At 45.6% G+C, this 24433-nt stretch carries 26 protein-coding genes; 11 read left to right on the top strand and 15 right to left on the bottom strand.

The genetic code is table 11. The annotated features are described in order from the left end of the window. Positions 1-1221 (bottom strand): bifunctional phosphopantothenoylcysteine decarboxylase/phosphopantothenate--cysteine ligase CoaBC, encoded by a 1221-nt coding sequence (coaBC, locus tag ACRRSY_RS22230; RefSeq protein ID WP_432464047.1) that lies wholly within the window; start codon positions 1219-1221, stop codon positions 1-3. 125 nt (positions 1222-1346) lie between these two features. Between coaBC and radC the strand changes: the two genes are divergently transcribed. From radC to mutM, 5 genes are all read left to right on the top strand, one after another. Beyond that, positions 1347-2021, top strand: coding sequence for a RadC family protein (radC, locus tag ACRRSY_RS22225; protein WP_432455389.1), 675 nt, complete (start codon positions 1347-1349; stop codon positions 2019-2021). A gap of 133 nt (positions 2022-2154) precedes the next feature. Next, positions 2155-2391 carry a 50S ribosomal protein L28 gene (gene rpmB, locus ACRRSY_RS22220; protein ID WP_432455390.1) on the top strand — a complete coding sequence of 79 codons (237 nt, stop codon included), beginning with the start codon at positions 2155-2157 and terminating at the stop codon, positions 2389-2391. A gap of 23 nt (positions 2392-2414) precedes the next feature. Further along, positions 2415-2570 (top strand): 50S ribosomal protein L33, encoded by a 156-nt coding sequence (rpmG, locus tag ACRRSY_RS22215; protein ID WP_285762680.1) that lies wholly within the window; start codon positions 2415-2417, stop codon positions 2568-2570. A 136-nt stretch (positions 2571-2706) separates the two neighbouring features. Beyond that, positions 2707-3168 carry a hypothetical protein gene (locus ACRRSY_RS22210; RefSeq protein WP_432455391.1) on the top strand — a complete coding sequence of 154 codons (462 nt, stop codon included), beginning with the start codon at positions 2707-2709 and terminating at the stop codon, positions 3166-3168. Further along, positions 3168-3980 carry a bifunctional DNA-formamidopyrimidine glycosylase/DNA-(apurinic or apyrimidinic site) lyase gene (gene mutM / locus ACRRSY_RS22205; protein WP_432455392.1) on the top strand — a complete coding sequence of 271 codons (813 nt, stop codon included), beginning with the start codon at positions 3168-3170 and terminating at the stop codon, positions 3978-3980. The genes ACRRSY_RS22210 and mutM overlap by 1 nt, the downstream gene beginning before the upstream one ends. A gap of 37 nt (positions 3981-4017) precedes the next feature. Here the strand turns inward: mutM and coaD are convergent, their stop codons facing one another. Beyond that, positions 4018-4503: a pantetheine-phosphate adenylyltransferase gene (coaD, locus tag ACRRSY_RS22200; RefSeq protein WP_432455393.1), complete on the bottom strand. Its 486-nt coding sequence runs from the start codon at positions 4501-4503 to the stop codon at positions 4018-4020. Positions 4504-4624: 121 nt separating this feature from the next. Here coaD and ACRRSY_RS22195 point away from each other — a divergent pair, with 121 nt between their 5' ends. Next, entirely contained in the window at positions 4625-5668 is a 1044-nt protein-coding gene (locus ACRRSY_RS22195; protein ID WP_432455394.1) for a glycosyltransferase family 9 protein, read from the top strand. Beyond that, positions 5665-6738, top strand: coding sequence for a glycosyltransferase family 9 protein (locus ACRRSY_RS22190; protein ID WP_432464046.1), 1074 nt, complete (start codon positions 5665-5667; stop codon positions 6736-6738). The genes ACRRSY_RS22195 and ACRRSY_RS22190 overlap by 4 nt, the downstream gene beginning before the upstream one ends. A 2-nt stretch (positions 6739-6740) precedes the next feature. On the opposite strand, the gene ACRRSY_RS22185 is transcribed toward ACRRSY_RS22190, so the two are convergent. Both ACRRSY_RS22185 and ACRRSY_RS22180 read right to left on the bottom strand, forming a co-directional pair. After that, positions 6741-7520, bottom strand: coding sequence for a glycosyltransferase family 2 protein (locus ACRRSY_RS22185; RefSeq protein ID WP_432455396.1), 780 nt, complete (start codon positions 7518-7520; stop codon positions 6741-6743). Continuing rightward, positions 7517-8563, bottom strand: a complete 1047-nt coding sequence (locus ACRRSY_RS22180) for a glycosyltransferase family 9 protein (RefSeq protein ID WP_432464045.1) — start codon at positions 8561-8563, stop codon at positions 7517-7519. The genes ACRRSY_RS22185 and ACRRSY_RS22180 overlap by 4 nt, the downstream gene beginning before the upstream one ends. Before the next feature lie 89 nt (positions 8564-8652). Between ACRRSY_RS22180 and ACRRSY_RS22175 the strand changes: the two genes are divergently transcribed. Continuing rightward, positions 8653-9372 (top strand): 3-deoxy-D-manno-octulosonic acid kinase, encoded by a 720-nt coding sequence (locus tag ACRRSY_RS22175; protein WP_432460478.1) that lies wholly within the window; start codon positions 8653-8655, stop codon positions 9370-9372. Here ACRRSY_RS22175 and waaA read toward each other — a convergent pair. Genes waaA through rfaD form a run of 4 tightly spaced genes read right to left on the bottom strand, consistent with a single transcriptional unit; the run spans position 9369 to position 13731 of the window. Beyond that, positions 9369-10625 carry a lipid IV(A) 3-deoxy-D-manno-octulosonic acid transferase gene (gene waaA / locus ACRRSY_RS22170; protein ID WP_432464044.1) on the bottom strand — a complete coding sequence of 419 codons (1257 nt, stop codon included), beginning with the start codon at positions 10623-10625 and terminating at the stop codon, positions 9369-9371. The two genes, ACRRSY_RS22175 and waaA, sit on opposite strands and share 4 nt — an antisense overlap. A gap of 11 nt (positions 10626-10636) precedes the next feature. Further along, positions 10637-11680 carry a glycosyltransferase family 9 protein gene (locus ACRRSY_RS22165; RefSeq protein WP_432455400.1) on the bottom strand — a complete coding sequence of 348 codons (1044 nt, stop codon included), beginning with the start codon at positions 11678-11680 and terminating at the stop codon, positions 10637-10639. A 13-nt stretch (positions 11681-11693) separates the two neighbouring features. Further along, entirely contained in the window at positions 11694-12731 is a 1038-nt protein-coding gene (gene waaF / locus ACRRSY_RS22160; protein ID WP_432455401.1) for a lipopolysaccharide heptosyltransferase II, read from the bottom strand. A gap of 43 nt (positions 12732-12774) precedes the next feature. Next, positions 12775-13731 carry an ADP-glyceromanno-heptose 6-epimerase gene (rfaD, locus tag ACRRSY_RS22155; RefSeq protein ID WP_432455402.1) on the bottom strand — a complete coding sequence of 319 codons (957 nt, stop codon included), beginning with the start codon at positions 13729-13731 and terminating at the stop codon, positions 12775-12777. 156 nt (positions 13732-13887) lie between these two features. Here rfaD and ACRRSY_RS22150 point away from each other — a divergent pair, with 156 nt between their 5' ends. The 3 genes from ACRRSY_RS22150 (at position 13888) to tdh (ending at position 16836) form a co-directional block, all read left to right on the top strand. After that, positions 13888-14532, top strand: a complete 645-nt coding sequence (locus tag ACRRSY_RS22150) for a TetR/AcrR family transcriptional regulator (RefSeq protein ID WP_432455403.1) — start codon at positions 13888-13890, stop codon at positions 14530-14532. Between the two features lie 82 nt (positions 14533-14614). Beyond that, the gene (locus tag ACRRSY_RS22145) at positions 14615-15808 is read left to right on the top strand and encodes a glycine C-acetyltransferase (protein WP_432464043.1); all 1194 of its coding nucleotides are present in this window, start codon (positions 14615-14617) and stop codon (positions 15806-15808) included. A 2-nt stretch (positions 15809-15810) separates the two neighbouring features. Continuing rightward, complete coding sequence (tdh, locus tag ACRRSY_RS22140; protein WP_432464698.1) at positions 15811-16836, top strand: L-threonine 3-dehydrogenase; 1026 nt, start codon at positions 15811-15813, stop codon at positions 16834-16836. 32 nt (positions 16837-16868) lie between these two features. On the opposite strand, the gene ACRRSY_RS22135 is transcribed toward tdh, so the two are convergent. Genes ACRRSY_RS22135 through ACRRSY_RS22105 form a run of 7 tightly spaced genes read right to left on the bottom strand, consistent with a single transcriptional unit; the run spans position 16869 to position 24264 of the window. Further along, positions 16869-17750 carry a methionyl-tRNA formyltransferase gene (locus ACRRSY_RS22135; RefSeq protein WP_432455405.1) on the bottom strand — a complete coding sequence of 294 codons (882 nt, stop codon included), beginning with the start codon at positions 17748-17750 and terminating at the stop codon, positions 16869-16871. Beyond that, positions 17747-18889, bottom strand: a complete 1143-nt coding sequence (rffA, locus tag ACRRSY_RS22130; RefSeq protein WP_432455406.1) for a dTDP-4-amino-4,6-dideoxygalactose transaminase — start codon at positions 18887-18889, stop codon at positions 17747-17749. Before rffA ends, ACRRSY_RS22135 begins: the two co-directional genes overlap by 4 nt. A gap of 51 nt (positions 18890-18940) precedes the next feature. Continuing rightward, positions 18941-19855, bottom strand: coding sequence for a hypothetical protein (locus tag ACRRSY_RS22125; protein ID WP_432460477.1), 915 nt, complete (start codon positions 19853-19855; stop codon positions 18941-18943). Positions 19856-19857: 2 nt separating this feature from the next. Beyond that, on the bottom strand, positions 19858-20640 hold the full coding sequence (locus tag ACRRSY_RS22120) for a hypothetical protein (RefSeq protein WP_439033339.1): 783 nt from the start codon (positions 20638-20640) through the stop codon (positions 19858-19860). A gap of 17 nt (positions 20641-20657) precedes the next feature. Beyond that, positions 20658-21518, bottom strand: coding sequence for a glycosyltransferase (locus ACRRSY_RS22115; RefSeq protein WP_432455409.1), 861 nt, complete (start codon positions 21516-21518; stop codon positions 20658-20660). Continuing rightward, positions 21515-22429 (bottom strand): glycosyltransferase family 2 protein, encoded by a 915-nt coding sequence (locus tag ACRRSY_RS22110; protein WP_432460476.1) that lies wholly within the window; start codon positions 22427-22429, stop codon positions 21515-21517. The genes ACRRSY_RS22115 and ACRRSY_RS22110 overlap by 4 nt, the downstream gene beginning before the upstream one ends. Positions 22430-22461: 32 nt before the next feature. After that, positions 22462-24264 (bottom strand): polysaccharide deacetylase family protein, encoded by a 1803-nt coding sequence (locus tag ACRRSY_RS22105; protein WP_432455411.1) that lies wholly within the window; start codon positions 24262-24264, stop codon positions 22462-22464. Positions 24265-24433: the final 169 nt, after the last annotated feature.

Raw genomic sequence — 24433 nt, 5'->3', positions numbered from 1 at the left:
TTATTTTATTTGTTGTAAAGAGTAGTGCTCGGCGATCAACGCGAGTAGTTGTTCGGCCAATAAGGTCTTGTCAGCGAGGTCTAATTGCTGTTGTCCATTTGGCCAAAATACCGTTAAGGCATTCTGTTCACTATTAAAGCCCTGTTCGGGATTAGATACGTCGTTGGCCGCAATCATATCTAAGTTTTTGCGCTTTAATTTGTCTTTAGCGTAACTGGCGACATCTTGGGTTTCGGCGGCGAAGCCGACCGTAAACGGCTTCTCTTTTTGGCCGGCGATGGTGGCCACAATGTCTGGGTTTTTAACCAGCTGTAGCTGCAGTTGTTGTTGGTCGTCAGTTTTTTTGATCTTTTGTTCGGCAACGGTAGCCACTCGATAATCAGCGACTGCTGCGCAAGCGATGAAGATGTCGCTGCTCACGGTCTCAGCTAAGGCCGCTTCGAGCATTTGCTGAGCGCTTTCTACGGCGACTTTGCGTACCCCTGCTGGGGTGGCTAAGTTGACTGGCCCGGCGATCAAGCTGACTTCGGCACCTAGTTGTTGAGCGGCTCGCGCTAAAGCAAAGCCCATTTTTCCTGAGCTATGATTACTGATATAACGCACCGGATCAATGGCCTCACGGGTTGGCCCGGCGGTAATCACAACTCTTCGCCCAGCTAAACTTTGCGGCTGGTCTAAGGCCGCGAAGTGTTGCTGAATATGTGTTAGCAGTTGAGCTGGTTCAAGCATTCTGCCTGGCCCTACATCACCACAGGCTTGTTCGCCTTGAGCTGGCCCCCAGATAGGGACGCCGCGTTGCCGAAGGACCGCTAGGTTTGCTTGAGTGGCCGCTGCGAGATACATTTGTTGATTCATGGCTGGCGCGAGGGCGACTGGTGCGCTGGTGGCTTGTAATAAGGTACTCACCAAATCATCGGCGATGCCATGGCAAAACTTTGCAATCACATTGGCTGTGCCGGGGGCCACCAATACTAAATCCGGCCACTTGGCGTAGGCAATGTGGCCCATAGAGCCTTCTTGACTTGGGTCAACCACTTTAAGGCCGACCGCTTCGCCAGAGACGGCTTGCAAAGTTAAGGGAGTGATAAAGTGGGTGGCGTGTTCGGTCATCACTACTTTGACTTGCGCGCCTTGGTCTTTTAAGCGCCGCACCAACTCTGGTATTTTATAGGCTGCAATCCCACCAGAGATTGCGAGCAGAATTTTCTTTCCCGTTAACATGCTGATACCGAAATAATAATCACCGTCTAGTATCGGCAAGCCTACCATAAAACTTAAGTTCTCCGCATAGACAAGACTGCAGATTCGGCTACCTTTATTATATTGACTTTTTTGTAATTAAAATAATGGCTATATCTGATTGGCCTGCCGAGCAGCGGCCTAGAGAAAAATTATTGGCGCAAGGCGCAGCGAGTTTAAGTGACGCGGAGTTATTAGCCATTTTTTTACGGATTGGTTGTGCTGGAATGGATGCGGTGAGTTTAGCGCAGCATTTACTCCAACAATTTGGTTCGTTGCGGGCGATTTTGTCGGCGGATCAGGCAACTTTTTGTGCCGAGCGAGGCATGGGAAGCGCAAAATATGCACAATTACGTGCAACAATTGAAATGAGTCGTCGTTATTTGTTGGCCGAGATCAGTGAAAAAAGTGTGCTGGATAGCGCTGAATCGGCCAAAAACTACCTTTCTATGGAATTATCTCACCAACAACGTGAAGTATTTGCAATATTGCTATTGGATAATCAGCATCGAGTGTTACAATTCGCGCCGTTATTTTTCGGAACGATTGATGCTGCCAGTGTTTATCCACGGGTAGTGGTACAGCGTGTATTAGAAAAAAATGCCGCTGCGGTAATATTTGCCCATAACCATCCTTCGGGTGTGGCCGAACCAAGTTTGGCCGATAGGCAAATTACTACTAAATTAATCAAGGCCTTAGCACTGATTGATGTGCGAGTTTTAGACCATGTTGTTGTCGGCTGTGGAGAGACAATGTCTTTCGCCGAGCGAGGTTGGATCTGATCTTTGTTCAATTTTTAGTTGATCTAGGGTTCTATTTCCTGTATAAAATGCGGCCTTTCTGTCGTCCCGGGCGACGGCCTAACGGGGCATGAACAGATGCTCGAGCAGAAGTATTTATTTGGAGAAGACTGACATGTCTAGAGTATGCCAAGTTACTGGTAAGAAGCCAGCTGTTGGTAACAACGTATCGCACGCAAAAAACCGCACTCGTCGTCGTTTTTTGCCTAACCTTCAATCTCACCGTTTTTGGGTAGAGAGTGAAAAACGTTTTGTTAAATTACGTGTATCGACTAAAGGTATGCGCATCATCGACAAAAAAGGTATCGACGCTATTTTAGCCGAGATGCGTGGTCGTGGTGAGAAGGTATAAGGAACTAAAAAATGGCTAAAGGTATTCGCGAGAAAATTCGTTTGAACTCATCAGCTGGCACTGGTCACTTCTATACCACTGATAAGAACAAACGTAACATGCCTGAAAAAATGGAAATCAAAAAATTTGATCCCGTTGTTCGCAAGCACGTTATGTACAAAGAAGGCAAAATCAAATAGATTTTGGCTTTGATGTAAAGAAGCTCAGCTTAGGCTGGGCTTTTTTTTGGCTTTTTTTCGCCCCGCTGAATGAGTCAGAGGGTTTACTCGTGAATTACTTCCCGCTTATGATGAATGGATAAAAGGGAGATATCCGATGAAAATGAGCCGCCGAGGCTGGAATAACATTATTATCTTTGCCGTTGCGGCGATGATTTTGGTTTTTAAGTATGTCGAGATTAACGATAAGTCGGTGAGTGTTGAGGCAAGTGCAGCTCAGCAGCTGTTGCCTGTTGGCGCCACGATTTTGCGGATAGAGCTGCCAGATTTGCTAATTGAACGCTTAGGCACCGAATGGCGCAGCAAGCCCGTAATTGACCACCCTATTGCGGTGGTTGATGCATGGCTGCATGTGCAACTCGAACCTTGGCCAAACGCCGTAGGCGGTGCGGCTCGGAGTCACATTATTCAAGTTTATTTGGCTAATTTAGCGAGTCCTTTACAACTCACCTTGTTTGAATTGGGCGATCAACGGATGATCACCAATTGGCAGGGGCAGTTATTTCAACTTGATCAAGCCAGCTACAGTGCCTTGTTCCCTCATTTAAGTGAAAGCTGATGCCTGAGTTACCCGAGGTAGAGACCAGCCGCCGCGGCATTAGTCCACACTTGCTGCAGCAAACGATTAGCGCGATTGTGGTTCGCCAGCCGCAGTTACGTTGGCCAGTACCCGAATTGATCCAGTGTAATGTGGGTTTGTCCGTGTTAAGCATTCGCCGCCGAGCCAAGTATCTGCTGATTGAAACCGAAGCGGGCTACATTATCATTCATCTGGGGATGTCGGGCAGCCTAAGGGTACTGGAACAAGCGGTTGCAGCGGGAAAACATGATCATCTCGATATGCAATTTGCCAATGGAAAGGTGCTGCGTTTTAATGATCCTCGACGGTTTGGCTGCGTATTGTTTACTCCGCTTCCTTTAGAGGAGCATCAGTTGTTCGTAAACTTAGGCCCGGAACCTTTAGAAGAGGATTTCTCGAGTGCTTATTTAATTGCTAAGGCGGCAACACGTAGTGTGGCGATTAAGCAGTTTATTATGGATAACAAGGTGGTGGTGGGCGTGGGGAATATCTATGCCAATGAAGCCCTATTTCGAACCGGGATCCATCCAAAACGCGCCGCCAACAAGGTTAGTAAAGTTCGCTTAAAACAACTGACCGAAAATATTAAACAAGTATTAGCCGAGGCCATTGAGCAAGGCGGCACCAGCTTAAAAGATTTTACTAATGTGGATGGTAAGCCAGGCTATTTTAAACAAACTTTGGCGGTATATGGCCGTGAAGGTGAGCGCTGTGATTGCTGTGGTGAGCTGATTAAGGCACTACGAATAGGGCAGCGTAATACTTTTTTCTGCCCACATTGCCAGCGCTAATTGAAGTTAAGCAGCAAGCGATGCTGCCCTTCGGTGGTTAATTAGTTGCGAGCTTTTGGGCCACGGCTTCGGCGACATGCGGCGCAACAAAGCGGTTGATATCGCCGCCATGTTTAGCGACTTCTTTAATCAAGCTGGAAGAGATGAAGGAGACGCCTTCGCCAGGCGTTAAAAAAACACTTTCCAGGTTGGGATCTAGCTGTCGATTCATGTCGGCTAGTTGTAATTCGTATTCAAAGTCAGAACCGGTGCGCAGGCCTCGTAACAGGACGCTGGCATTTTGTTGTTTCGCTAAGTTAACTAATAGGCCTGTAAAACCAATCACTTCAATGTTGCTGCTTGTGCCGATGCTTTGCTCAAGTAATTGAACCCGCTCGGTTAAGCTGAACAGCGGTTGTTTACTTGGGCTGGCAGCAACCGCGACGATAACTTTGTCGAACATGCGAGCGGCTCGTTGAATGAGATCGCTATGGCCGTGAGTCACGGGATCGAAGGTGCCGGGGTAAATAACTCGAGTAGTCATGAATATCTGCTAATGATAAATGTTAGCGGGATTATAACCTGCTCACAGGGCTGGGGGAAAATTCTTGAGCCTGTCATAAAGATTCGTCACAATGCGCAAGCTTGAAGATAAAGGTTAAATAATGCAAAAGTTGTTGGTGGTACGAAATGACAAAATTGGTGATTTTATGCTGGCTTGGCCCAGTTTTGCCATGTTGAAATTGTCGATGCCTAATTGTGAAATTACGGCCTTGGTGCCGAACTATACCGCGCCTTTGGCGGAATTATGCCCTTGGATCGACAAGGTGATCATTGATTGCGGTAGCACCGCAAATTCGGCGGCTCAAGCGAGTTTGCTTAAGCAGGTGAAACAGCAAAAATTCGACGGTTATTTGTGTTTATTTTCTAATCTTCGCAATGCTTGGCTTGGTTTTCGTGCCAAGATCTCAAACCGTTGTGCTCCGGCGACTAAGCTGGCGCAATTCCTTTATACTCAGCGCGTGGTACAGCGCCGTTCTCGCTCGCTAAAACCCGAGTATCAGTATAATCTGGATTTGACCAAGGCATTTCTAGAGCAGCATGGCTATTCTGCGCAACAGCCTTCGGGGCCATATCTGCAGTTCGCGACTGAAGTATTAACACAGCGCAAACAGCAGCTATTTGCTGATAAAGACTCACTGGTGATGGTACATATTGGCAGCGGTGGGTCGGCTAATAACCTTAGTTTAGAGCAGTATGTGAGTTTGATTGATTGTTTGGCGAAACTCAATGCAGAATTGTATTTTGTGATCACCGCAGGCCCTGGCGAATTGGTAGCAGCGCAAGAGTTGGTGAGTGAGCTGGAACATTTAGACGTGGCATATTGTTTGTACTTCTCTGAAGATGGATTAGCGGCTTTTTGTGAAGTATTAGCCTGTGCAGACTTGTTTATTGCTGGCTCTACAGGCCCTTTACATATTGCCGGTGCCATTGATGTGCCCACCGCAGGTTTTTTTCCAAATCGAACCAGCGCCACTCCGTTACGCTGGCGTCCGCCTAATAGTGAAGGACGCCACCTATGTTTTTCTCCGCCAGAAGGAGAGTTAACCCAAGAAGATATGAGTTTGATTAATGTGAGTGATTCAGCCCTAAAAATTAATCGTTGGTGGCGTAAGCTGCAGTTATCGCAAGGTGTTAGGCTATCATGAGCCTAATCAAGCGGATTCGCACTGCTTTACGTCAATTTGATAGTAAACGGCGTGAGCGCTCCATTGGCCTTGAAGTCGCCTTTTTAAAGTTACTCGGGGGGCGTAAGGGTCGATTAACTGAACGCCTCCAGAAGTCACAAATTAAACGGGTATTGATTATTCGAAATAACAAGCGCATTGGGAATATGTTCTTCTTATTGCCTTTTGTTAATTATGTTCAAGCCTTGTACCCAGACGCAGAAGTTGAGTTATTACTCAGTGACCCTTGGCAGGGGAAAGTCTTTGAAAACCTGGGATTAAAAAATATTCATTTCTCGCAATTTGGTCTAAAAACCATTCCCGCCTTTATTCGCTCCATACATCAACTACGAAAACATTCTTATGATTTAATTTTGTTGCCTTACGGCGGCTCCAGCGACCGGATTGTTGCGGCCTTAACGGAAGGGAAGAATGTGCATGCTTTTGACGGTCCGGCCGATGCTGCGGTATGCAGTCATACGGTTAAGTACCAACATAAATACTCGCACTATGCTTTGGGATGTTTGGAGCTATTAGAGTATTTAGGTTTACCCCCGGTAGCGCACGCCAGTGCGTGCCTAAAGCTCAGTCATCGCGAGCAACAGTATGCGGCAGAGCAACTTAAGCAAATGCTCGGTGAACATCATCATAAGCCTTGCCTTGCCTATTTTAGAGGGGCGCGTGGTAGCAAAATAGTTGACGATGAAAAATGGCAGGTATTGTTGGCTAAGTTTAAACAATACTACGCGGGTGAATTAAATGTGATTGAAATTTTGAGCCCTGATATTGCGGAGCCTTTGAGCCACACTCATTTTACTTATCTGAATCGTGACTTACGGCAACTGGCTGCATTTTTACAGCAAGTTTCCTTATTCATTTGTGGCGATACTGGCCCTTTACATCTGGCCAGCGCTGCTGGTGCGCGTTGTGTTGGTTTGTTTACCATGACCAATGTGATGCAATATGGCTGCTTGGGTGAGCATGTTGTGAATATTTGCGATTTAGATGCGCTGCAGCCCCAACCCGTGTTGAGGCAGCTAGGCTTGAGTTAAACTTATTTACGATAGTGGTGATCATGTTGCCTTGCCCACAGGTCGGCATATTTTACGAAAGTAGAGTGGGCCGACAGGAGTGCAATTAATAAACCTTGTTTCCCGTCTAAAAAGCCACGTTTGAGTAGGTACATTTTGGTGAAGCAACCGAGCGCGTGTAATAAGCCTTGGCCGAGAGATGCTTTTTTACCTTTGGCTTCTCGCTGGTCGGCCCATGCCTTAGCGTAACCCGCCGATTTTACCAAGTAGTGTTCAAGATTTCGGTAGGAATAATGCAGGATATCACCGTCTAATTCGGCGATCTGGCAGTTCGCAGGAACAATCACCGATTCATGCACTAGATTATCGTTGTATTGGGTTAAATGACGTGGATAAAGTCGAATATGTCGGTAATACCAGCCCGAATGTTTAAGAAACCGACCAAATACCCAAGTGAGCTCATTTAAGTTGAATACAGTATGGCTGGGAGGAGCGTTTAGCATATTTTCAATGCTGCTACGTAAGGTCGAATCGATACGTTCATCGGCATCTACTGCTAAGATCCAATCGCCGGTGGCGTAGCTTTGAGCGAGCTGTTTTTGTTTGCCAAAGCCAGGCCATTCATGATTGCTATACACGTCTTGAGTATATTGCTTTGCCAGTTCAATCGTGCCATCGTTGCTGCCTGAATCAAGCACCACTATTTGGTCAACCCAAGTTAAACTTTCCAGACAATCCTTTAAGCTTTCTTGTTCATTTTTAGTAATGATAATTGCCGATATGGTAGCTCTTGCTTGACTCATGATAGCTGCTCTTTTTCTAATATTTCAAACATATGAATAACTGATTCTAGTGTGATCTGTTGCATTGCATTGGGATCTTTTACGCGGCTGCGCCAGTTAAGCTGCGCAACGGACTTGCCTTGCTCTTGTTCAATACACTGTTGCCAAACACTCACCACGTAGTTGCGATAGTGATAAGGCCCGGTGCGTTGCGGGTTGTGATGTGCATACAGGCCGAGCACTGGGGTATTCACCGCCACTGCCATATGAGCGGGACCCGTATCGGGAGAAACTAGCAGTGTTGCTTCGGCCACCAAGGCCCACAATTCGAGCAAGGATGTTTGCCCACAAAGATTATTGAGTTGCCCTTGGCTGGCGAGGTTCACTTGTTCGGCTAAAGTCATCTCCTGGGGGGCGGGACTGCCGATTAAACTGACTTTGTAGCCTTTGGCTTGGGCAAATTGGGCGAATGCCGCATAACCTTCAATAGTCCAGTTTTTATAGGGTTTACTGGCCGCGGGGCAAATTAATAGATGTCGCCCTTCCCCCAGTAAGTGCTTGGCTTTATTGTGTAATGTAGCACTTAATGGGACGTGCCAACGGGGCGGCTGAGCTTGGATATCTAGTTGATTTAAGAATTGTAAAAATCCGTCTAACACGTGGGGCGAGGGGGCTTTGGCTATTTTTTCATTAGTGAATATCCATTGACCATCTTTGGCGCGACTGCGATCGAAACCGATCCGACGTTTTGCGTTAATGCAACAACTCACAAGGCTGGCTCGTAGGGCAGCCTGCATATGTAAAAGAACATCAAATTGTGTATCGCGTAGTTGTTTTCTGAGTTGGATTAGTCCTTTAATACCCTGTTTTTTATCATAAATAATAATATTTATGTTATCGAAAAGTGCTAACATTTGCGCTTCGGCTTTACCGCAAACCCAGGTGATTTGTGCTTGTGGCCAAGCTTGCTGCAGTTGCTGTACGACTGCTAATGCATTGCAAACATCACCGATTGCCGAAAGGCGTAAGATACAAACTTTTTGTGCGGGTTGAATTGAGTTCATCTTGGCTAAGCTGGCGAATTTTCTTAAGTATTATGCTTTTTGCAGCCTGCGATGTAAAATCGCCCAGATATATTCCATAAGCGATAGTTATGCAGATAGAAAAGCAACGCACAAATGAAGGATGGTTGTTCTACAACCCCGCTGAATGGCAAGAGGTAAGTGACGTTTACTTTGAAGCACGCCATTGGCAACAAAATCGAGCGGTGGTTGGACAAGCCATGGGCCGTGGTAAGACTTTGTTTTTTCGTTATCTCCATCGGGAGTTTGTATTGCGCCATTACCATCGAGGTGGCCTCGTCTCCAAGGTGAGTAATGATCGTTACTTTTATGTTAGTTTGAAGCGTAGCCGAGTGTGGCGAGAGTTTGTGTTATTGATGCAATTGCAAACGTTGGGATTGCCCGCACCAACGCCGATTGCTGGACGTATTAAACGACAGGGGTTCAGTTTTCAAGCCGACTTGATTATAGAACGGATCCATGGCGCTCGAGATCTGGCCCAGCTATTGAGTGAGAAACGTTTGCCAGTTTCTTTATGGCGTCAAATGGGGGAAACCATTGCCGCGTTTCATAAGGCGGGAGTGAATCACGCCGATCTAAATCTACGTAATATCATGATTGATACCAATGGCAAAGTGTGGCTGATCGACTTCGATAATGGGGCGATTTGCCGTCCTCGTAAACGCTGGCGGCAAGAAAATATAACCCGGCTACTCCGCTCCTTGGTGAAAGAACAAGCCAAGCCAGGCTATTGTCATTGGTTAGAATCTGATTGGCTAAACTTAGTGGATGCATACCAAAAAGCGCTTTAAAGTGTTTTGAGTGCCTTTAAACTTCGCTGGAGTGCGCCTTGGTTTTGTTTGACCACCGTTAAGCCTGCAGCCCCCGCCTCTGCGGCCAGCTGTGGCTGACTCAGCCATTGGTTTAGCCAAGTTGCCAGTTGGCTGCTATCGGCGCTTAGTTTCAGCGCCCCACAACTTTGTAGCTGTTGGCTGATGTCGGAGAAGTTGAAATCAAATTCTCCGGCAATGCAAGGGAGGCTCATGGCCGCCGCCTCCAAATAATTGTGCCCGCCAATGGGAACCAGTGAGCCTCCTACAAAGGCGATATCTGCGCAGCCGTACATCAACATCATTTCTCCCATGCTATCGGCTAAATATACCAGTTGTTGCGGTTCGACATGATTGTGTTTACTGCGTCGAGCAAATTTGACCTGTTGTTGATTTAATAACTCGGCCACTTGCTCGAAGCGCTCGGGGTGACGAGGTACCAAAATAAGTAGACTCGTGGGGTGTTGCTGCTGCACTTGTTGCATGATCTCAAGCACCCGCTCGTCTTCTCCCTTATGGGTGCTGGCTGCTATCCACACTGGGCGTTGGCCAAATAGCTGCGCACGTAACTGGATGGCTTGTGCTTGAATGTGCTGACAATCGGGTAAATCGTATTTAATCGAACCTGTGACCACCAGCTTTGCCGCATCGACGCCAAGTTGATTGAAGCGCTGTGCATCGTCTTGATGTTGCGCTAACACCAGTTTGAGTTTGGCGAACAGCGGCCGAGAGAATGCAGATAATTTTTGATAACGGCGACAGGAGCGTTGGGACATGCGGGCGTTTATTAGGGCCACCGGGATGTTTTTGGCGTGGCATAGGCTAAGCCAGTTGGGCCATAACTCGGTTTCCATGATCCACAGCTGCTTAGGCTGGTATTTCGCCAAAAACAAGGTAATACAGGGCCAAAGGTCAAAGGGCGCATAACGGTGAGTCACCAGCTCTGAGAGCCGCTGCTGTGCTTGCTTAGCACCCGTGGCGGTGGTGGTGGTGAGTAAAATGTTCAGCTGTGGTTGCTGCTGTTTTAGCTGCTGAATAAAAGGGGTGGCGGCAATCACCTCGCCCACCGATACGGTATGCAACCACAGGTCGACCTGAGCGATTTTTTTACCTAAACCAAAGTGTTCTGGCCAGCGTTTACCCACCACTGGTTTACCTCGTTTTGGCCAATACAATTTATACATGGCGAAAGGTAAAAATATTAGTAATAGTAGCTGATATAAACCACCAAGCATGATTGTGCCTTTTATTGCTCACTCATTGAAGCGTGAAGATATTTGTTGATGGTATGCTTAACTAACTCTGGAGTGAGTTGGTTCATACATTCATTATTCGTACATTGACGCTGGATATCGGTGCCATAACAAGGCTGACAATCCAAATTGGATAGCAGTATCTGCGAATGATTATCTTGGGTTTGATAGGGACCGGTACTATCTGGATCGGTTGGGCCGATCAGTGCAATGTTTGGGGTTTGTACCGCGGATGCGATATGAGTCGGGCCCGAATCGGTGGTGACGGCTACCACTGCATGTTCTATGAGCGCGACTAACTCACTGAGATTGGTTTTGCCTGCAAGGTTTAAGATTGACGAGCTTTTAGGCAGATCCCAAAGTTCGATTTGCTGGCGGTCTGCCTGGCTCCCCAATAGCACGATCGTCTGACTGTTTGCGAATTCCTTAATCAGTTGAATCCAATGTGCTTCTGGCCATGCCCTGTGGTTGATTTTACTCTTTTTGGAATGGCTATTCCCTGGGCATAAGACGATGTAATGCTTCGGGAGTTTAAATTTAGCCTCAATTTTAGCAAGCGGCTCACCCATGATCCGTGGGCCAATGTCTGCAATATTCAGCTGATTAAGGCTGCTTGCTAAGGACTCATTCCTTAGCAAGGCGTAAAGAGGCTGTTTCATGGTTTCTACAGCGTGCGGTACCTTGTTGCTAGTTATCGGGTGATCGTTAATTTCGAGGCGGGCTCTGGTTTGTATGGCTTTTGCCAAAGCACAAAAGGTTGGGTGATGTTCTAGATTGACCACTAAATCATAAGGTTGTTGTTTGCTGTGACGAATGATCGCTTGCTTTTCTAAGCTTATAAAAATCGGCAGTTTACGGTGTTTTAGGCTAAAGCACTGAGTCACTCGCGGATCATGTTCAAATAAACCGATGGATTTGCTACTGACTATCCAATCAAAACTCGCTTGAGGGTATGCCTGATGAAGTACCTCCATCACGGCACTCGCAAAAATAGTATCGCCTAGCGCGCCTGAACGAATAATTAAAATTCGTAGCATAAGTTTCCTATGATCATGATGTTGTGAGTAAGTTATTGATGAGCAAGATAGCTCGCTCGGGCGCTAATTCGCTTAAGCATTTTAAATGGCCAAACTGACAGGTTTTCTTAAAGCAAGGGCGGCATTCGATATCGGTGTGTAAAATTTCTGCCGTATCTGTCAGTGGCGGGGTGTATTGTGGGGACGATGAGCCATACACTGCGATTAAGGGGAGCTTTAGCGCGGCGGCGATGTGCATTAGGCCGGAGTCGTTGCTAATGGCTAAGCTGGCCAGCGCCATTAAGTCGATTGCTTCGGCTAGTTTGGTTTTACCTGCGAGATTATAACAAGCGCTTTGCGAGGCTTCCGCTAAATGAGCGATGATTTGCTCGCCTACCGCTTGATCTTTATCCGAACCGAAAATCCACACTTGACCGTTACGTTGTTCAATCCAGTGCTGGGCAACTGTTGCATAATGTTGCTCTGGCCAGCGCTTGGCGGGGCCAAATTCTGCGCCGGGGCAAAGTGCCAAAATGGGTTGAGAGTCGCTTAAGTTTAATTGGCTGAGTGCCTGTTGCTGGTTGTTTGAGTTGGCGCTTAAGGCCGGATGCTGGTAGCTCGGAAGCTTAGCGGCAGAAGTCATCGTCTGCTTTGGGTAGGCCAAAGACACATAACGTTCCACCATGAGTGGGAAGGCTTGTTTATTGCTGCGCAGGTCGTTGAGTACACCATAACGGCTCTCTCCCTTCCAGCCGGTACGGCGTTTAATGCCTGCAAACCAAGGAACCAGTGCTGCTTTGAGCGAATTTGGTTGAGTGATGGCCCAATCATAGCCTTTAGCTTTGATGGCTCTGGCGAGCTTCCAGCGCACCGCGAGTTGCAGATCACCATGGCCCAGCGGCATCCGTAAGGCATTGTCTACCTCCGGCATGCGCTCCAACATCGGACGACACCAATCGGGGGCCAATACGTCTAATTGCGCCTGCGGGTGTAGTTGTTTTAAGCTTTTATATAAACTTTGTGACATCACCATGTCACCCACCCAAGACGGGCCGACCACCAATATCTTCATGTTTTACCTGAAGGGGCCTATCGCCCCTTTTGTCGCGGGAGATTTATTTATTCAACCAAGTCATGTATTCAGCAACGCCCTCGGCGACGGTTTTAAAATCTTCGCTATAACCTGCGGCGCGTAGCTTATCGATATTGGCTTGAGTAAAGCTCTGGTAGCGACCTTTGAGGTGGTCGGGGAAGGGAATGTATTCAATTTCACCTTTTTGGTGATGTTTAATCACCGCTTCGGCCACTGAACGGAACGGTTCCGCCTGACCTGTCCCCAAATTAAAAATACCGCTTTGTTCGGGATTTTGCCAAAACCATAAGTTAACTTTAGCTACATCGCCTACATACACAAAATCGCGGCTCTGTCCGCCGTTACCGTAACCATCATAGCCTTCAAATAGTTTGGGGTTTTGCCCATCGTTGACTTGGTTGTTCAGGTGGAAAGCCACACTGGCCATACTGCCTTTGTGTTGCTCTCGTGGGCCGTAAACATTGAAGTAACGAAAGCCAACCACTTGTGACTCTATCTCTGGTAGTAAACGGCGTACGTAATTGTCGAATTGCAGTTTTGAATAGCCGTAAACGTTGAGTGGGCCTTCGTATTGTTTTTCTTCGATGAAGGTTTCGGTATCACCGTAAGTGGCCGCCGATGAGGCATACAGGAAGGGAATACGACGTTCTAAACAATAATGAAGTAATTCTTTAGAGTACTCATAATTGTTTTCCATCATGTATTTGCCATCCCACTCGGTGGTGGCAGAGCAGGCACCTTCGTGGAATATGGCTTCGATCTCTTGGCCGTATTCCGCGCCAAGGTCTTCACCGGAGACGATACGAGCGATAAAATCATCTTTGTCGAGATAATCGGCGATATCCAGATCGACTAAGTTGACAAATTTGGTGCCGTCTTTTAGGTCGTCAACCACGATGATGTCGTTATGGCCTAGCTCATTTAAGCTCTTCACTATGTTGGCGCCAATAAAGCCAGCTCCGCCGGTTACAATAATCATAATTCTACCATTCTAAAATTTGCCATGAGTGCAAGGATTTTATGCTGTGATGCGCCGAATAGCAATTGCGTGACCAGTGGAAAACAGTGAATAAAAACTGGATTTTGGAGGCGTTTACAGGTATCACAATAATATAACTGGCAACGTAACAGCTAAATGAAAACCAAAGACAAAATTATTCATGCTTCTTTGAAGTTATTTAATGAGCGTGGCGAGCGCCAAGTGAGCACTAATCATATTGCTGCTGAGTTAGGCATTAGCCCGGGAAACCTGTATTACCATTTTAGTAATAAACAGGAGATTATTCGTAGCATTTTTGAGCTTTATGCTGAGCAGCTTGATAGTAGTTTTCGCCCGCATGCCGATCAACTATTAACGCTCGATCATGTGATGCAATATTTGGATGCAAGCTTTGAACTGATGTGGCGCTTCCGTTTTATGTACGCCAATTTATTAGAGTTATTGGCCCGAGATCCCTTGCTTGAAGCCAAATATCAGGCCTTACAAACCGAGCTGGAAAAATGGAGCCGGGATATACTGGTGCAGTTTCGAGATAGTCGCTTTATTACGGGCGATGATGCCAGCCTAGTCGAATTGGCGGATAGCATTAAATTCATCATTGGTGCTTGGATCGGCTACCAGAGTGCGCAACTAAAAGGCGGACTAATCACTAAACCGCGACTCTATGAGGGGGTGTTAAAAATACTGTTTATTCTACGACCTTATTTTACAGAACAGTCGATGAGTATTTATCAGCGATTGCACCAACACTATTCAGAGTGTGCACAGCGCAAAAAATAGCATTTTATTTAGAATATAAGCTGAATTTGCCAAACAAATCACTATAATTCAGCCAGAATTCTGGCTTTTAATTAGGTGTGTTATGACGGCTTCTTTTTCTTCTTATATTCAGCAGCAATTGCAACAAGTTAAAGACGATGGCCTGTACAAACAGGAACGGGTAATTAGTTCTCAGCAGCAAGCCAATATTACGGTGGCGCAGGGCCCAGTAATTAACTTCTGTGCCAACAACTATTTGGGTTTAGCAAACTCTCCAGCCTTGATTGAAGCCGCCAAAACGGGCCTAGATAGCCATGGCTTTGGCGCCGCTTCGGTGCGCTTTATTTGTGGCACCCAAGATATTCATAAACAGTTAGAACGGGGCTTGAGTGAATTCCTTGGGATGGAAGATACCATCCTTTACTCTTCTTGCTTTGATGCCAATGCAGGTTTGTTTGAAACTTTGTTAGGCCCTGAAGATGCGATTATCTCCGATGCGCTCAATCATGCATCGATCATTGATGGGGTGCGTTTATGTAAAGCGAAACGCTTCCGTTATGCCAATAATGATCTCACCGAATTAGAGCAATGCTTAAAGGATGCCGATGCCGCTGGTGCGCGCTTTAAGCTGATCGCCACCGATGGGGTGTTTTCTATGGATGGGGTAATTGCTAACCTGCCTGGCATTTGTGATTTAGCCGACAAATATAATGCGATGGTGATGGTGGATGATTCTCACGCGGTTGGTTTTGTTGGCGCAGGGGGGCGTGGCACCCATGAGTATCATCAGGTGATGGGTCGAGTGGATATTATTACCGGTACCTTGGGTAAAGCCATGGGCGGCGCATCGGGTGGTTTTACCGCAGCTAAAAAAGAAGTGATTGATTGGTTGCGCCAACGTTCACGCCCTTATTTATTTTCCAACTCACTGGCCCCAGCCATTGTGAGTGCTTCACTTAAAGTGCTGGAACTATTGGCCGAAGGCGATGCTTTGCGCAAACAGCTGTGGGACAACGTCGCGTATTTTAGAGAGGAAATGAGCAAGGCGGGTTTTGCGCTAGATGGTGCCGACCATGCGATTATTCCGGTGATGTTGGGTGACGCCAAATTGGCGAGTTGCTTTGCTGATAAGTTGTTAGAGCGCGGCATTTACGTGATTGGTTTTTCTTTTCCGGTGGTGCCAAAAGGCCAAGCGCGGATCCGCACTCAGATTTCTGCTGCGCACACGCGCGAGCAGTTAGCACATGCAGTAGCAGCCTTCACTGAGGTGGGTAAAGAACTAGGAGTGATTGCATGACTATTAAGGCCTTAGCAAAACTGAAGGCGGAGCCCGGCATTTGGATGACCCAAGTGGAAATGCCAGAGCTTGGTCATAACGACCTATTAATCAAAATCAATAAAACCGCTATTTGTGGTACCGATGTACACATTTACAACTGGGATGAGTGGTCCCAAAAAACCATTCCTGTCCCCATGGTAATTGGCCATGAATATGCCGGAGAGGTGGTCGACATTGGTCAGGAAGTGCGTGGTTTTTCGGTTGGTGATCGGGTCTCCGGTGAGGGTCATATTACCTGTGGCCATTGCCGTAACTGTCGCGGTGGGCGTACTCATTTGTGTCGTAATACCGTCGGTGTGGGGGTGAACCGCACCGGTTGTTTCTCCCAATACTTAGTGATCCCTGCGGTGAATGCCTTTAAGTTACCGGATGAAATTAGCGATGACCTTGCCGCCATTTTTGACCCTTTTGGCAACGCGGTACACAGTGCTTTATCCTTTGATCTGGTGGGTGAAGATGTACTGATTACCGGCGCAGGCCCCATTGGGGTCATGGCCGCTGCGATTTGTAGACATGTTGGTGCGCGGCATGTGGTGGTGACCGATGTGAATGATTACCGCCTCGATTTAGCCAAGAAAATGGGCGCAACGCGAGTGGTGAATGTCGCTAAGCAAGCACTGAGCGATACCATGAGCGAACTTAAAATGACCGAAGGCTTTGATGTTGGCCTGGAAATGTCAGGCGTGCCGACTGCTTTTTGTTCGATGTTAGAATTGATGAATCATGGCGGTAAAGTGGCGATGTTGGGGATCCCTCCCAGCGACATGAGCATCGATTGGAGCCAAGTGATTTTTAAAGGCCTGGTGATTAAAGGCATCTACGGGCGAGAGATGTTTGAAACGTGGTACAAAATGGCATCTTTGGTACAATCAGGTCTTGATTTAAGCCCTATCATTACTCACCATTATCATGTTGATGATTTTCAACAAGGCTTTGACGCGATGCGCTCTGGGCAAAGCGGCAAGGTGGTTTTGGATTGGACTTGATGGAAGAGCCATCTTGCTCAAATGCTAGATGGCTATTTCTCATCTCCAAAGCGACTACGGAACTTTTCTAGAGGTACCAATGGCCTTTGGTCTTCGTAGTGGCCATTGATGATTTTAATTGCGCCATTTCCACAAAGAACAACAGGCTGGCCCGCTTTAATGAACATTACCTTGCCAGCGACTCTGTTTTCTACTTTAAAAGGCTCAACCACCTCGACGTCGGTGATGTGGCAAGGCTCGCCATTTATGGTTGTTTGAGCCCCTTTATAAGGATAACCAATAGCATCAACAAAACGTGCTATTTTTCTCGCATCGTCGCTCCAATTAATTTGATAATCACGTTCATCTCTCCACACACTGTAAGTCGCTAAGCTTGTGTCTTGAGCTTGATAACTTAGGTTTTCGTTCAGCATGCTAATTAAGACTCGATCTAGTAAGTCTTGGTAACATCGACTAACTAAAGTGATGGCCTGTTGAATTTTAATGGGGTAGCTAATGTGAACAGATTGCTGCCCTACAATATCACCTGCATCAAATTCTAGGTTAGCTTTTAATGCAGTGACACCAACTTCTGGCTCACCATTTATTAGCGCAGAAACTAAAGGATTAAACCCACGGTATTTAGGTAGTAACGAGTCATGGAATACGATTAGTTCACAATCTAAATTTGTGAGCATCCATCTCCAGCCTATGGCTACAGCATACTCTGCTTGGTTGTCGTTGGGATAATCCTGTTTTAAGCAATAAGCTATATTGTGTTCTTCACAGTAGCTGACCATACCTTTTGAATAGTCGTTTTCTACTGACGGATCTTGACCAATAACAACAAGCGGATTAACGGTTTTGTTTAAGCGTTTTATTACAGGTAAGCAGTCATATGCTTTTTGTGTCATGAAGAAAAAAGTAATATTCATTTTTGTAGCCCAAAAAACTCCAGAACCGCATCGGATACGGTATTGGCAATGTCTTCATCGTAGGCTGAACATAAAGGCAATCTTAATAAGGTATCACTCACTTTTTCCGTGACTGGTAGCATGCCCTTTTTGTAGCCGAGAGATTCGCCCATAGGGGAAGAATGCAGTGGAACGTAATGAAACACTGCCATAATTCCCTTTTCTTTAAGGAAGGCAATTAAGCGTTGTCGAGTGTCCAAATCTTCTAACAGCAAGTAAAAGATATGCCCGTTATGGGTATTGTAGTTTGGAATGTTAGGCAACTTTGCCAAGCCTTGCTGCTCAAGTATGGCTAAGCGCTTGGAATAGCAATTGTAAACAGCCATTCTGCGTTGCTGTATTTCATTAAAGTTTTCTAATTGAGCAAATAAAAATGCAGCAGATAAATCAGATAATACGTAAGAAGAGCCTATAGATGTCCATGTATATTTGTCGACTTGGCCTCGGAAAAACTGTGCTCTGTTAGTACCTTTTTCACGAATAATTTCACTGGCTTCTTTGAGTTTATTTGTTTTACAAACTAAGGCTCCACCTTCTCCGCAAATAATATTTTTTGTCTCATGAAAACTAAAGGCGGCATAGTCTCCAAAAGTGCCTAATGCTTGCCCCTTATAACTAGAGCCTATTGCCTGTGCGGCATCTTCAATAACTGGAATATTTGCAGAGTGGCTAATTGACATTAATTGCTCCATATCACAGCTAATACCCGCATAGTGAACTGGAACTAATGCTTTTGTCGCCGATGAAATGAGGCTTTCAACATGGGCCAAATCTATATTTAAGGTGATAGGATCGATATCTGCAAAGATAGGCTTAGCGCCTCTGAGGCAAAAGGCATTCGCTGTCGATACAAAGGTATAGGAAGGCAGTATAAACTCGTCTTGACTAGAGAGCTTAAGCTCTAATGCGGCTATCTCCATGGCTGAAGTGCAGGATGTAGTTAGTAAAACGCTATTTTTAATAGATAATAGCTGATTTAAGCTATCCTCACAGCGCTTACCAAAAGGCCCATCGCCAGCCGAATAGCCTCCCATGACAGCTTGCGCTATGTAGTAGAGTTCTTTTCCTGAAATGTAAGGCGTATTAAACTTTATATCCATGGTGATGGTTTACCGTTAGTCGTCATATAAAAATGCCAAGACATTCGTCGCTTAAGCAAAAAAGTTTTGGGTCTCTAGTAAGAATTGTGAGACCAGCTTTTCAACGCCTCTTTCTTCGTTAAGAACCCTCGGCAATACTAAGTGGGCTGTTTCTTCAGCTTTGTGTATATTGTTAAAGCCATAGGCGAGGCCATATCTGTCTTCGGCCTTAGGGTACCATTGTTCTTCTGATACACCTTGGTCCGGTATAATGATTGATTGACAGCCACACAGTACGGCAAAAACAGAATAGGCAGTTAAGGTATCGTAGGAAATAAAGCTTTTAACAGACTTAAAAATGGCCGCAATTTCAGCGTTCGACTTATTGTCGATAAGAATCGAGTCGTTAAGATCATGCATCATTGCTTTGTTTGCACCTTTACGTAAACAGTATGCGGTGCCAGAGCGTACTTTAGCTGTTGATTCTGTATTGTAGTGCTCTAGAGGATAATGAATCACCTTTAACAGCAGTGATGATGTTAGCGAACTATCGACGATGAAATCTTTTATGCCGCTACTAAACTTGTAAATAAGCTCATTTCTACCGAAACAGAATTGACCCGTATGATAGCCAGGCTCATGCAGTAGCCAGCGAACGATATTTTTAGCTTGCAGAGGATTCCCTAATACAGTTTCAGGGTAAACCACGACGTAGTCGTCATTTAAAGCTGATAATTGCCCAGTATAGATGGGCGTTAAAAAGCTAGGATTGACTCTAAATTTCCGGTCTCTTTTATGGAAAAGAGAGTTGAAAATCTGCTTGGTAGGCTTTAAAAAGTGATATTTATTCGTTAATTCAGAATCAAAGCTAGGGAAGAGATAAGCTTTAAAGCCTAATTTGTTGATCACATGACAAAGCTTGTGAAGTACGATTGCGCCCCCCACGGTTTCGTCATATGACGGGGCAAATATTATAAATTTTCGCATGCTTAATTCCTGAATAGATTGGTGATTATCTCTATTCTTTTTCGAATGCTATAAAATAGATTTCTATTGAATATTCTATTTAAAGCACGATTGCTGGTTATTATCATTTTGGTGCAGGTACTTCTTATATACTTATTGCTTAATGCATTGGCATATTTATTGAGTAATGCACGCTTACTCTGTTCAAAGCTTTGCTCGATATTTCCGCCACTGTTATGGCGCAGATGAAAATCGATCACGTAGCTATTGTGGCCTAATATGTTAGCTAAGATACACATATCGGTGGCATACAAGTGAAACCCAGATAGGTCGCTAGAAACAGACAGTGCAGCATGTTTTCTTAATACTAAAAAGTTTTCATCTAAGCTTTTTACCTTGGCGGGGAATGGCCCCACATTTATGTTTTCTTCATGCGGGTCACTAATTCTCATGGCATAATTTTTAAAGTTGATATATCCCGCATTGCCACATATCCCCCAGTTAGGATCGATGGCATCAAGTTCTGCTATGCGCTGTTCTAAAACTGCTTTATCGTCAAAATCTAACAAGATGTCCTGATGGCAAATAATGATGTATTCGGCGTCGGCATGATTAATAAATTTTTTGACTGCCTGATAAGCATCCAATTTATTATGCGTACTATTGTCAGCAAAAATGAATTGAGAGTTTTGTGGGCTAAAACCAGCGCGAGCGAAGGAGTTTAGCATACCTTGGTATTCTGCGTGATCGGTGACAAGGGTGCATATAGCAAATTGGTGGCTATAGCTAACTTGGTCGATTTCCACTGGTGTGAATTGATGCGTCATGATTTATGCGTTTGATTTAAGTTTTCGTGAGTCTCAGAAAGATATTTATCGACACCATTTTTACAGTAGTAGCGCTTTTGGGCGGTATTTTGCTTGATGATCTGTAAGTTGGTGCTGACATCTGCGCGGCGTTCAACATGGTGAAGGTGATAAACGGGAATTACAAATTTAACACTTTTTTCGTGAATGCCCTTGCCATTAAAACGCCATCCCAGATCGTCATCTTCTCCTCCCACACCCGGCAAATCTTCATTATAGCCGTTTATTTTCAACATATCGGCTCTTGACACTGACCAGTTGCAACCTACGATCGTTAGGTATTTTTTTGCTTGGCGTTTGTGTAGCGTAGTTGAGCGAAAGCCAATCTCATAGTTTTTGGTGTGATCAAACACTAAGGGAAGTCCTAGCAGGGTATACACCAGCCGATTTTCAATCAGCTTTATTAATGAGGGGTTCTTCCTAAACCACCTGGACATTGTGGGGCCAAGATGCACGCGACGCCCAGTGCAGACGCGATTGTTTTCACGTTGATTCAAATGCTCGGCGACGTATTGGCTATGGGGCAGGCAATCGCCATCTAAAAACATCAAATACTCGGTTTTTGCTGCGGCGACCGCTCGGTTTACGGCTTTGGTCTTACGAAAACCTTTATCTTCTTGGGTGAGGTGATTGATGGCGAAAGGAAATGTGTGCTGAGCGAGGTATTCCCTTACGGCTTTACATTCACAGTCTTCAGCGATGATGACCTCAAAGCGTTGCTCGATTTGACGGCTTAAAGCGTATAAAATTGCATGGAGAGCCTCAACATCTTGATAAATCGAAATAATGACACTGGCTTTTAAGGTTGAGTGACTCATTGCATATCCTGACTTGATTGTTGGTATCGAAGAGATTCTGACTCCGGAGCCCCTTTAAGTAAGAAAGCTAGCAAGGGTTTTCTTTCTGGTTTTTTTAGTACTCGCTTACATTCCTTAATGATATATAAGGCCTTAATAATGATTTTTGATAAGCGTGAATAGTGTTTATCGAGTAGACGATAAAATGAGATATAGAACTCTTTTTCAATCGCAAGATCCCGTTCTGTGCTGCCGCCGCCGGAGTGGACCACCTTTGCCTCATTCAGTAAGTAGATGGCTTTGTTGGCATCACGTAGACGGATGGCAAAATCTTCTTCTTCGCAATACAAGAAATATTTGGTGTCGTAGCCACCCAGTTGCTCAAAGTCCTGGCGTCTGAAAAACATGGTGGCACCGCTGATCACCGGCACTTTAATCGGTTGTTGATGCTGCTGTTTGCGCTGAGGATAGTTGCTCGGCTGCAGTAGTCTTAATAGCGATGCTCCGAATAGTTTATTGGCGACGCTAGGGATGAACTCAAAAGAGGCTGTATGCTGATTGGTTTCGCTGAAGATGGTCGGACTGCAAAGGGCTACTTCTGGGTGGCTTTCCATGAAATGGTGTAATACATCTAAGCAGTGCGGACTGACCTGAGTATCATTATTGAGAAAAAATAAGTAGTCACCAGTGGCGTGAGGGTAACCAGACATGTTGCCCCCGGAAAAACCAAGATTAAGGGGATTGATGATGAGCTTTGCCCACGGATAAGCACCAATTTCTTGTTGTAAGTTTTCAAGTTGCTCAGCTTGAGAAGCATTGTCTACCACAATAACTTCAAAACTTACCTTGGGTTGAGAGTCTGCAATAGACTGCAAACACTCGAGTGTATGTCGGGTCGAATTGTAGTTAATCATCACAATCGAAATATTCATTGTTGAGTGACCTTAGATTTTCAATTGATTGCTTAACTCAAGTTCTTAGTTTGAGGTTTAGCCGCTTTTTTGATGGTGTAGTTGCCTTTAATTTTACGCCACAAACCGAACTTGGTGGTACTGGGGAACATCACGATTCGTCGAATCTGTTGTAAATCTTCATGTAGGGCTACCGGTCCAGAGTCGGTGGCGACAGTGTAGGTATAGCCCGCTTGTTTCGCCAGTCGTTTTGTTTGCTCGTTATGGTCGCCATAGGGGTAGGCAAAGCTATAAAGGGGGCGCTCAAGTAAGCTTTCGAGTTGTGCCTTGTTGTACGCGATCTCATGCTGTTGTTCGGCATGACTGAGACTGGCCAATTTGGGATGGTTCACGGTATGTCCGCCGATCTCAACATAACCGCTGCGGTCGATGTCGCGCAGTTGTTGTGGACTCATCAGTTCAAAGCGTTGGTCGGGCTTACTGGGATGTTCTACATCCCAGCGATTATGATCGGTGCCGGTGACAGCGTAGATCATTGCCTTAAATTGATACTTTTTGAGTAGTGGTAGTAATAAATCGTAGTTGTCTTTAAAACCATCGTCGAAGGTAAGAATGATGTAGCGTTTGCCGTGGTCGAAACGATGGTCTAAACCGATCTCATCTAATTGCTGGAAAGTGATCGGGCTTAAACCCATGCGCTGAATCGTTTGAAAGTGTTGCTCCAAACGCTCCAAAGTCACATAAGTGCCATACACCCCGTGTTGGCTTGGATCGTTGTGAATCACCCGGTGATACATGATGATCGGGATTTCTCGTTTCTTGGTGTATACATAAGCACTTTGATACAACTCAAGCAGTCGTTGAGTCATTTTCTCTAAGGAATATTGTTCGGTGATTATTTGGTAAACTTCTTCATCAACTTTGGGCTGTTTGAGCGCACTTCGTAGTTGCTTGGCTAATTGAGGGTAGTCGATATCGAGTTCGGTTTTCCCTCCGTCGGCAACATCACCAAAATTGCTGGCCATGGCCGATGCTAGATTGTCTACCGAGATTAAACCGATGGCATTTGCTTCGCCGACCGCAAAAACCGGTTTTTGGCACATTAAGGCTTCCATGGCCACCCGTCCTGCCCCGATGACTAAGTCTGCTTGGCTGATGGTTTGGCGAATATTGGCGCTATAGCCGCAAAATTTTACTTTAGTTTTAAATTTATCGAAGATTGGATCGATTTGACTACCGCTGATCACTTGAACTTGGTTTGCCGCTAAATCAATGCATTGTTCCAGTAGTTGATAGACCAATTGGCCCTTGGGGCCGGTTAAACGACCAATAATCTGAATTACCGGTTTGGCCCGGTGATTCGCTGCTAAGGGTTTGAATACTTGACTATCGACGCCATTGCGCAGCACGCTGACCTGTGACTCGGCGACACCCAAATCACGGACGATTTGTCGGGCGATATTTTCACACACCGCGACAGCATGATATCCCAAGGCATGGAACTTTTTGCGTGAGCGATGTACCGGCTGTCGTCCATGAACGGTGGTGATCATTGGCGTATTGGTGAGTCGGCAGGCAACATAAGCAGACCAACCCGAAGCGCGACTATGTGCGTGAACTAACTGTATTTTATATCTAAAAATTAAATAGATAAGATAAAATACATGCCATACTCTTCTAGGTAGACTGCGTTTATTGAAACGTAACTTGAAATACTGCCCTTGATGGGGAGAATTTAAGGTGTCAGAAACATAGAATACTTGATGCCCTCGTTGCGCTAGAGTATTACCAACTTGAGTTGCGTAGACTTCGGCTCCAGTCACTTCGAGCTGTGAAAGAGCCATCAAAATATTCATAAATGCGTGAAACCTTATGGTGAATTGACGCATATTCTACAGAACTGATTTGCTTACGCCTAGTGGCAGTATCAAAGGCTCTTTCTACGCCTAGTGAGTCAACCAAAACAGAGAAGGACGGTTGTTTATTTTTGTGAGTACGTTACTAAAACGAATAGGGTTGATAGCA

The sequence above is a fragment of the Agarivorans sp. QJM3NY_33 genome, from assembly GCF_050870865.2.
Taxonomy (GTDB): Bacteria; Pseudomonadota; Gammaproteobacteria; order Enterobacterales; family Celerinatantimonadaceae; genus Agarivorans.
This window is presented reverse-complemented; position numbering and strand designations above follow the sequence as displayed.

What these genes read in the sequence shown, in the direction of transcription:
- ACRRSY_RS22135 (WP_432455405.1), bottom strand. Translation starts at nt 17,750, where the DNA reads ATGAATATTACTTTTTTCTTCATGACACAAAAAGCATATGACTGCTTA.
- mutM (WP_432455392.1), top strand. Translation starts at nt 3,168, where the DNA reads ATGCCTGAGTTACCCGAGGTAGAGACCAGCCGCCGCGGCATTAGTCCA.
- ACRRSY_RS22175 (WP_432460478.1), top strand. Translation starts at nt 8,653, where the DNA reads ATGCAGATAGAAAAGCAACGCACAAATGAAGGATGGTTGTTCTACAAC.
- coaBC (WP_432464047.1), bottom strand. Translation starts at nt 1,221, where the DNA reads ATGTTAACGGGAAAGAAAATTCTGCTCGCAATCTCTGGTGGGATTGCA.
- ACRRSY_RS22190 (WP_432464046.1), top strand. Translation starts at nt 5,665, where the DNA reads ATGAGCCTAATCAAGCGGATTCGCACTGCTTTACGTCAATTTGATAGT.
- ACRRSY_RS22105 (WP_432455411.1), bottom strand. Translation starts at nt 24,264, where the DNA reads ATGAATATTTTGATGGCTCTTTCACAGCTCGAAGTGACTGGAGCCGAA.
- waaA (WP_432464044.1), bottom strand. Translation starts at nt 10,625, where the DNA reads ATGCTTGGTGGTTTATATCAGCTACTATTACTAATATTTTTACCTTTC.
- waaF (WP_432455401.1), bottom strand. Translation starts at nt 12,731, where the DNA reads ATGAAGATATTGGTGGTCGGCCCGTCTTGGGTGGGTGACATGGTGATG.
- ACRRSY_RS22195 (WP_432455394.1), top strand. Translation starts at nt 4,625, where the DNA reads ATGCAAAAGTTGTTGGTGGTACGAAATGACAAAATTGGTGATTTTATG.
- ACRRSY_RS22110 (WP_432460476.1), bottom strand. Translation starts at nt 22,429, where the DNA reads ATGAATATTTCGATTGTGATGATTAACTACAATTCGACCCGACATACA.
- ACRRSY_RS22180 (WP_432464045.1), bottom strand. Translation starts at nt 8,563, where the DNA reads ATGAACTCAATTCAACCCGCACAAAAAGTTTGTATCTTACGCCTTTCG.
- rfaD (WP_432455402.1), bottom strand. Translation starts at nt 13,731, where the DNA reads ATGATTATTGTAACCGGCGGAGCTGGCTTTATTGGCGCCAACATAGTG.
- radC (WP_432455389.1), top strand. Translation starts at nt 1,347, where the DNA reads ATGGCTATATCTGATTGGCCTGCCGAGCAGCGGCCTAGAGAAAAATTA.
- ACRRSY_RS22115 (WP_432455409.1), bottom strand. Translation starts at nt 21,518, where the DNA reads ATGAGTCACTCAACCTTAAAAGCCAGTGTCATTATTTCGATTTATCAA.
- ACRRSY_RS22150 (WP_432455403.1), top strand. Translation starts at nt 13,888, where the DNA reads ATGAAAACCAAAGACAAAATTATTCATGCTTCTTTGAAGTTATTTAAT.
- coaD (WP_432455393.1), bottom strand. Translation starts at nt 4,503, where the DNA reads ATGACTACTCGAGTTATTTACCCCGGCACCTTCGATCCCGTGACTCAC.
- ACRRSY_RS22185 (WP_432455396.1), bottom strand. Translation starts at nt 7,520, where the DNA reads ATGAGTCAAGCAAGAGCTACCATATCGGCAATTATCATTACTAAAAAT.
- ACRRSY_RS22125 (WP_432460477.1), bottom strand. Translation starts at nt 19,855, where the DNA reads ATGCGAAAATTTATAATATTTGCCCCGTCATATGACGAAACCGTGGGG.
- ACRRSY_RS22210 (WP_432455391.1), top strand. Translation starts at nt 2,707, where the DNA reads ATGAAAATGAGCCGCCGAGGCTGGAATAACATTATTATCTTTGCCGTT.
- ACRRSY_RS22145 (WP_432464043.1), top strand. Translation starts at nt 14,615, where the DNA reads ATGACGGCTTCTTTTTCTTCTTATATTCAGCAGCAATTGCAACAAGTT.
- ACRRSY_RS22165 (WP_432455400.1), bottom strand. Translation starts at nt 11,680, where the DNA reads ATGCTACGAATTTTAATTATTCGTTCAGGCGCGCTAGGCGATACTATT.
- rpmB (WP_432455390.1), top strand. Translation starts at nt 2,155, where the DNA reads ATGTCTAGAGTATGCCAAGTTACTGGTAAGAAGCCAGCTGTTGGTAAC.
- rffA (WP_432455406.1), bottom strand. Translation starts at nt 18,889, where the DNA reads ATGGATATAAAGTTTAATACGCCTTACATTTCAGGAAAAGAACTCTAC.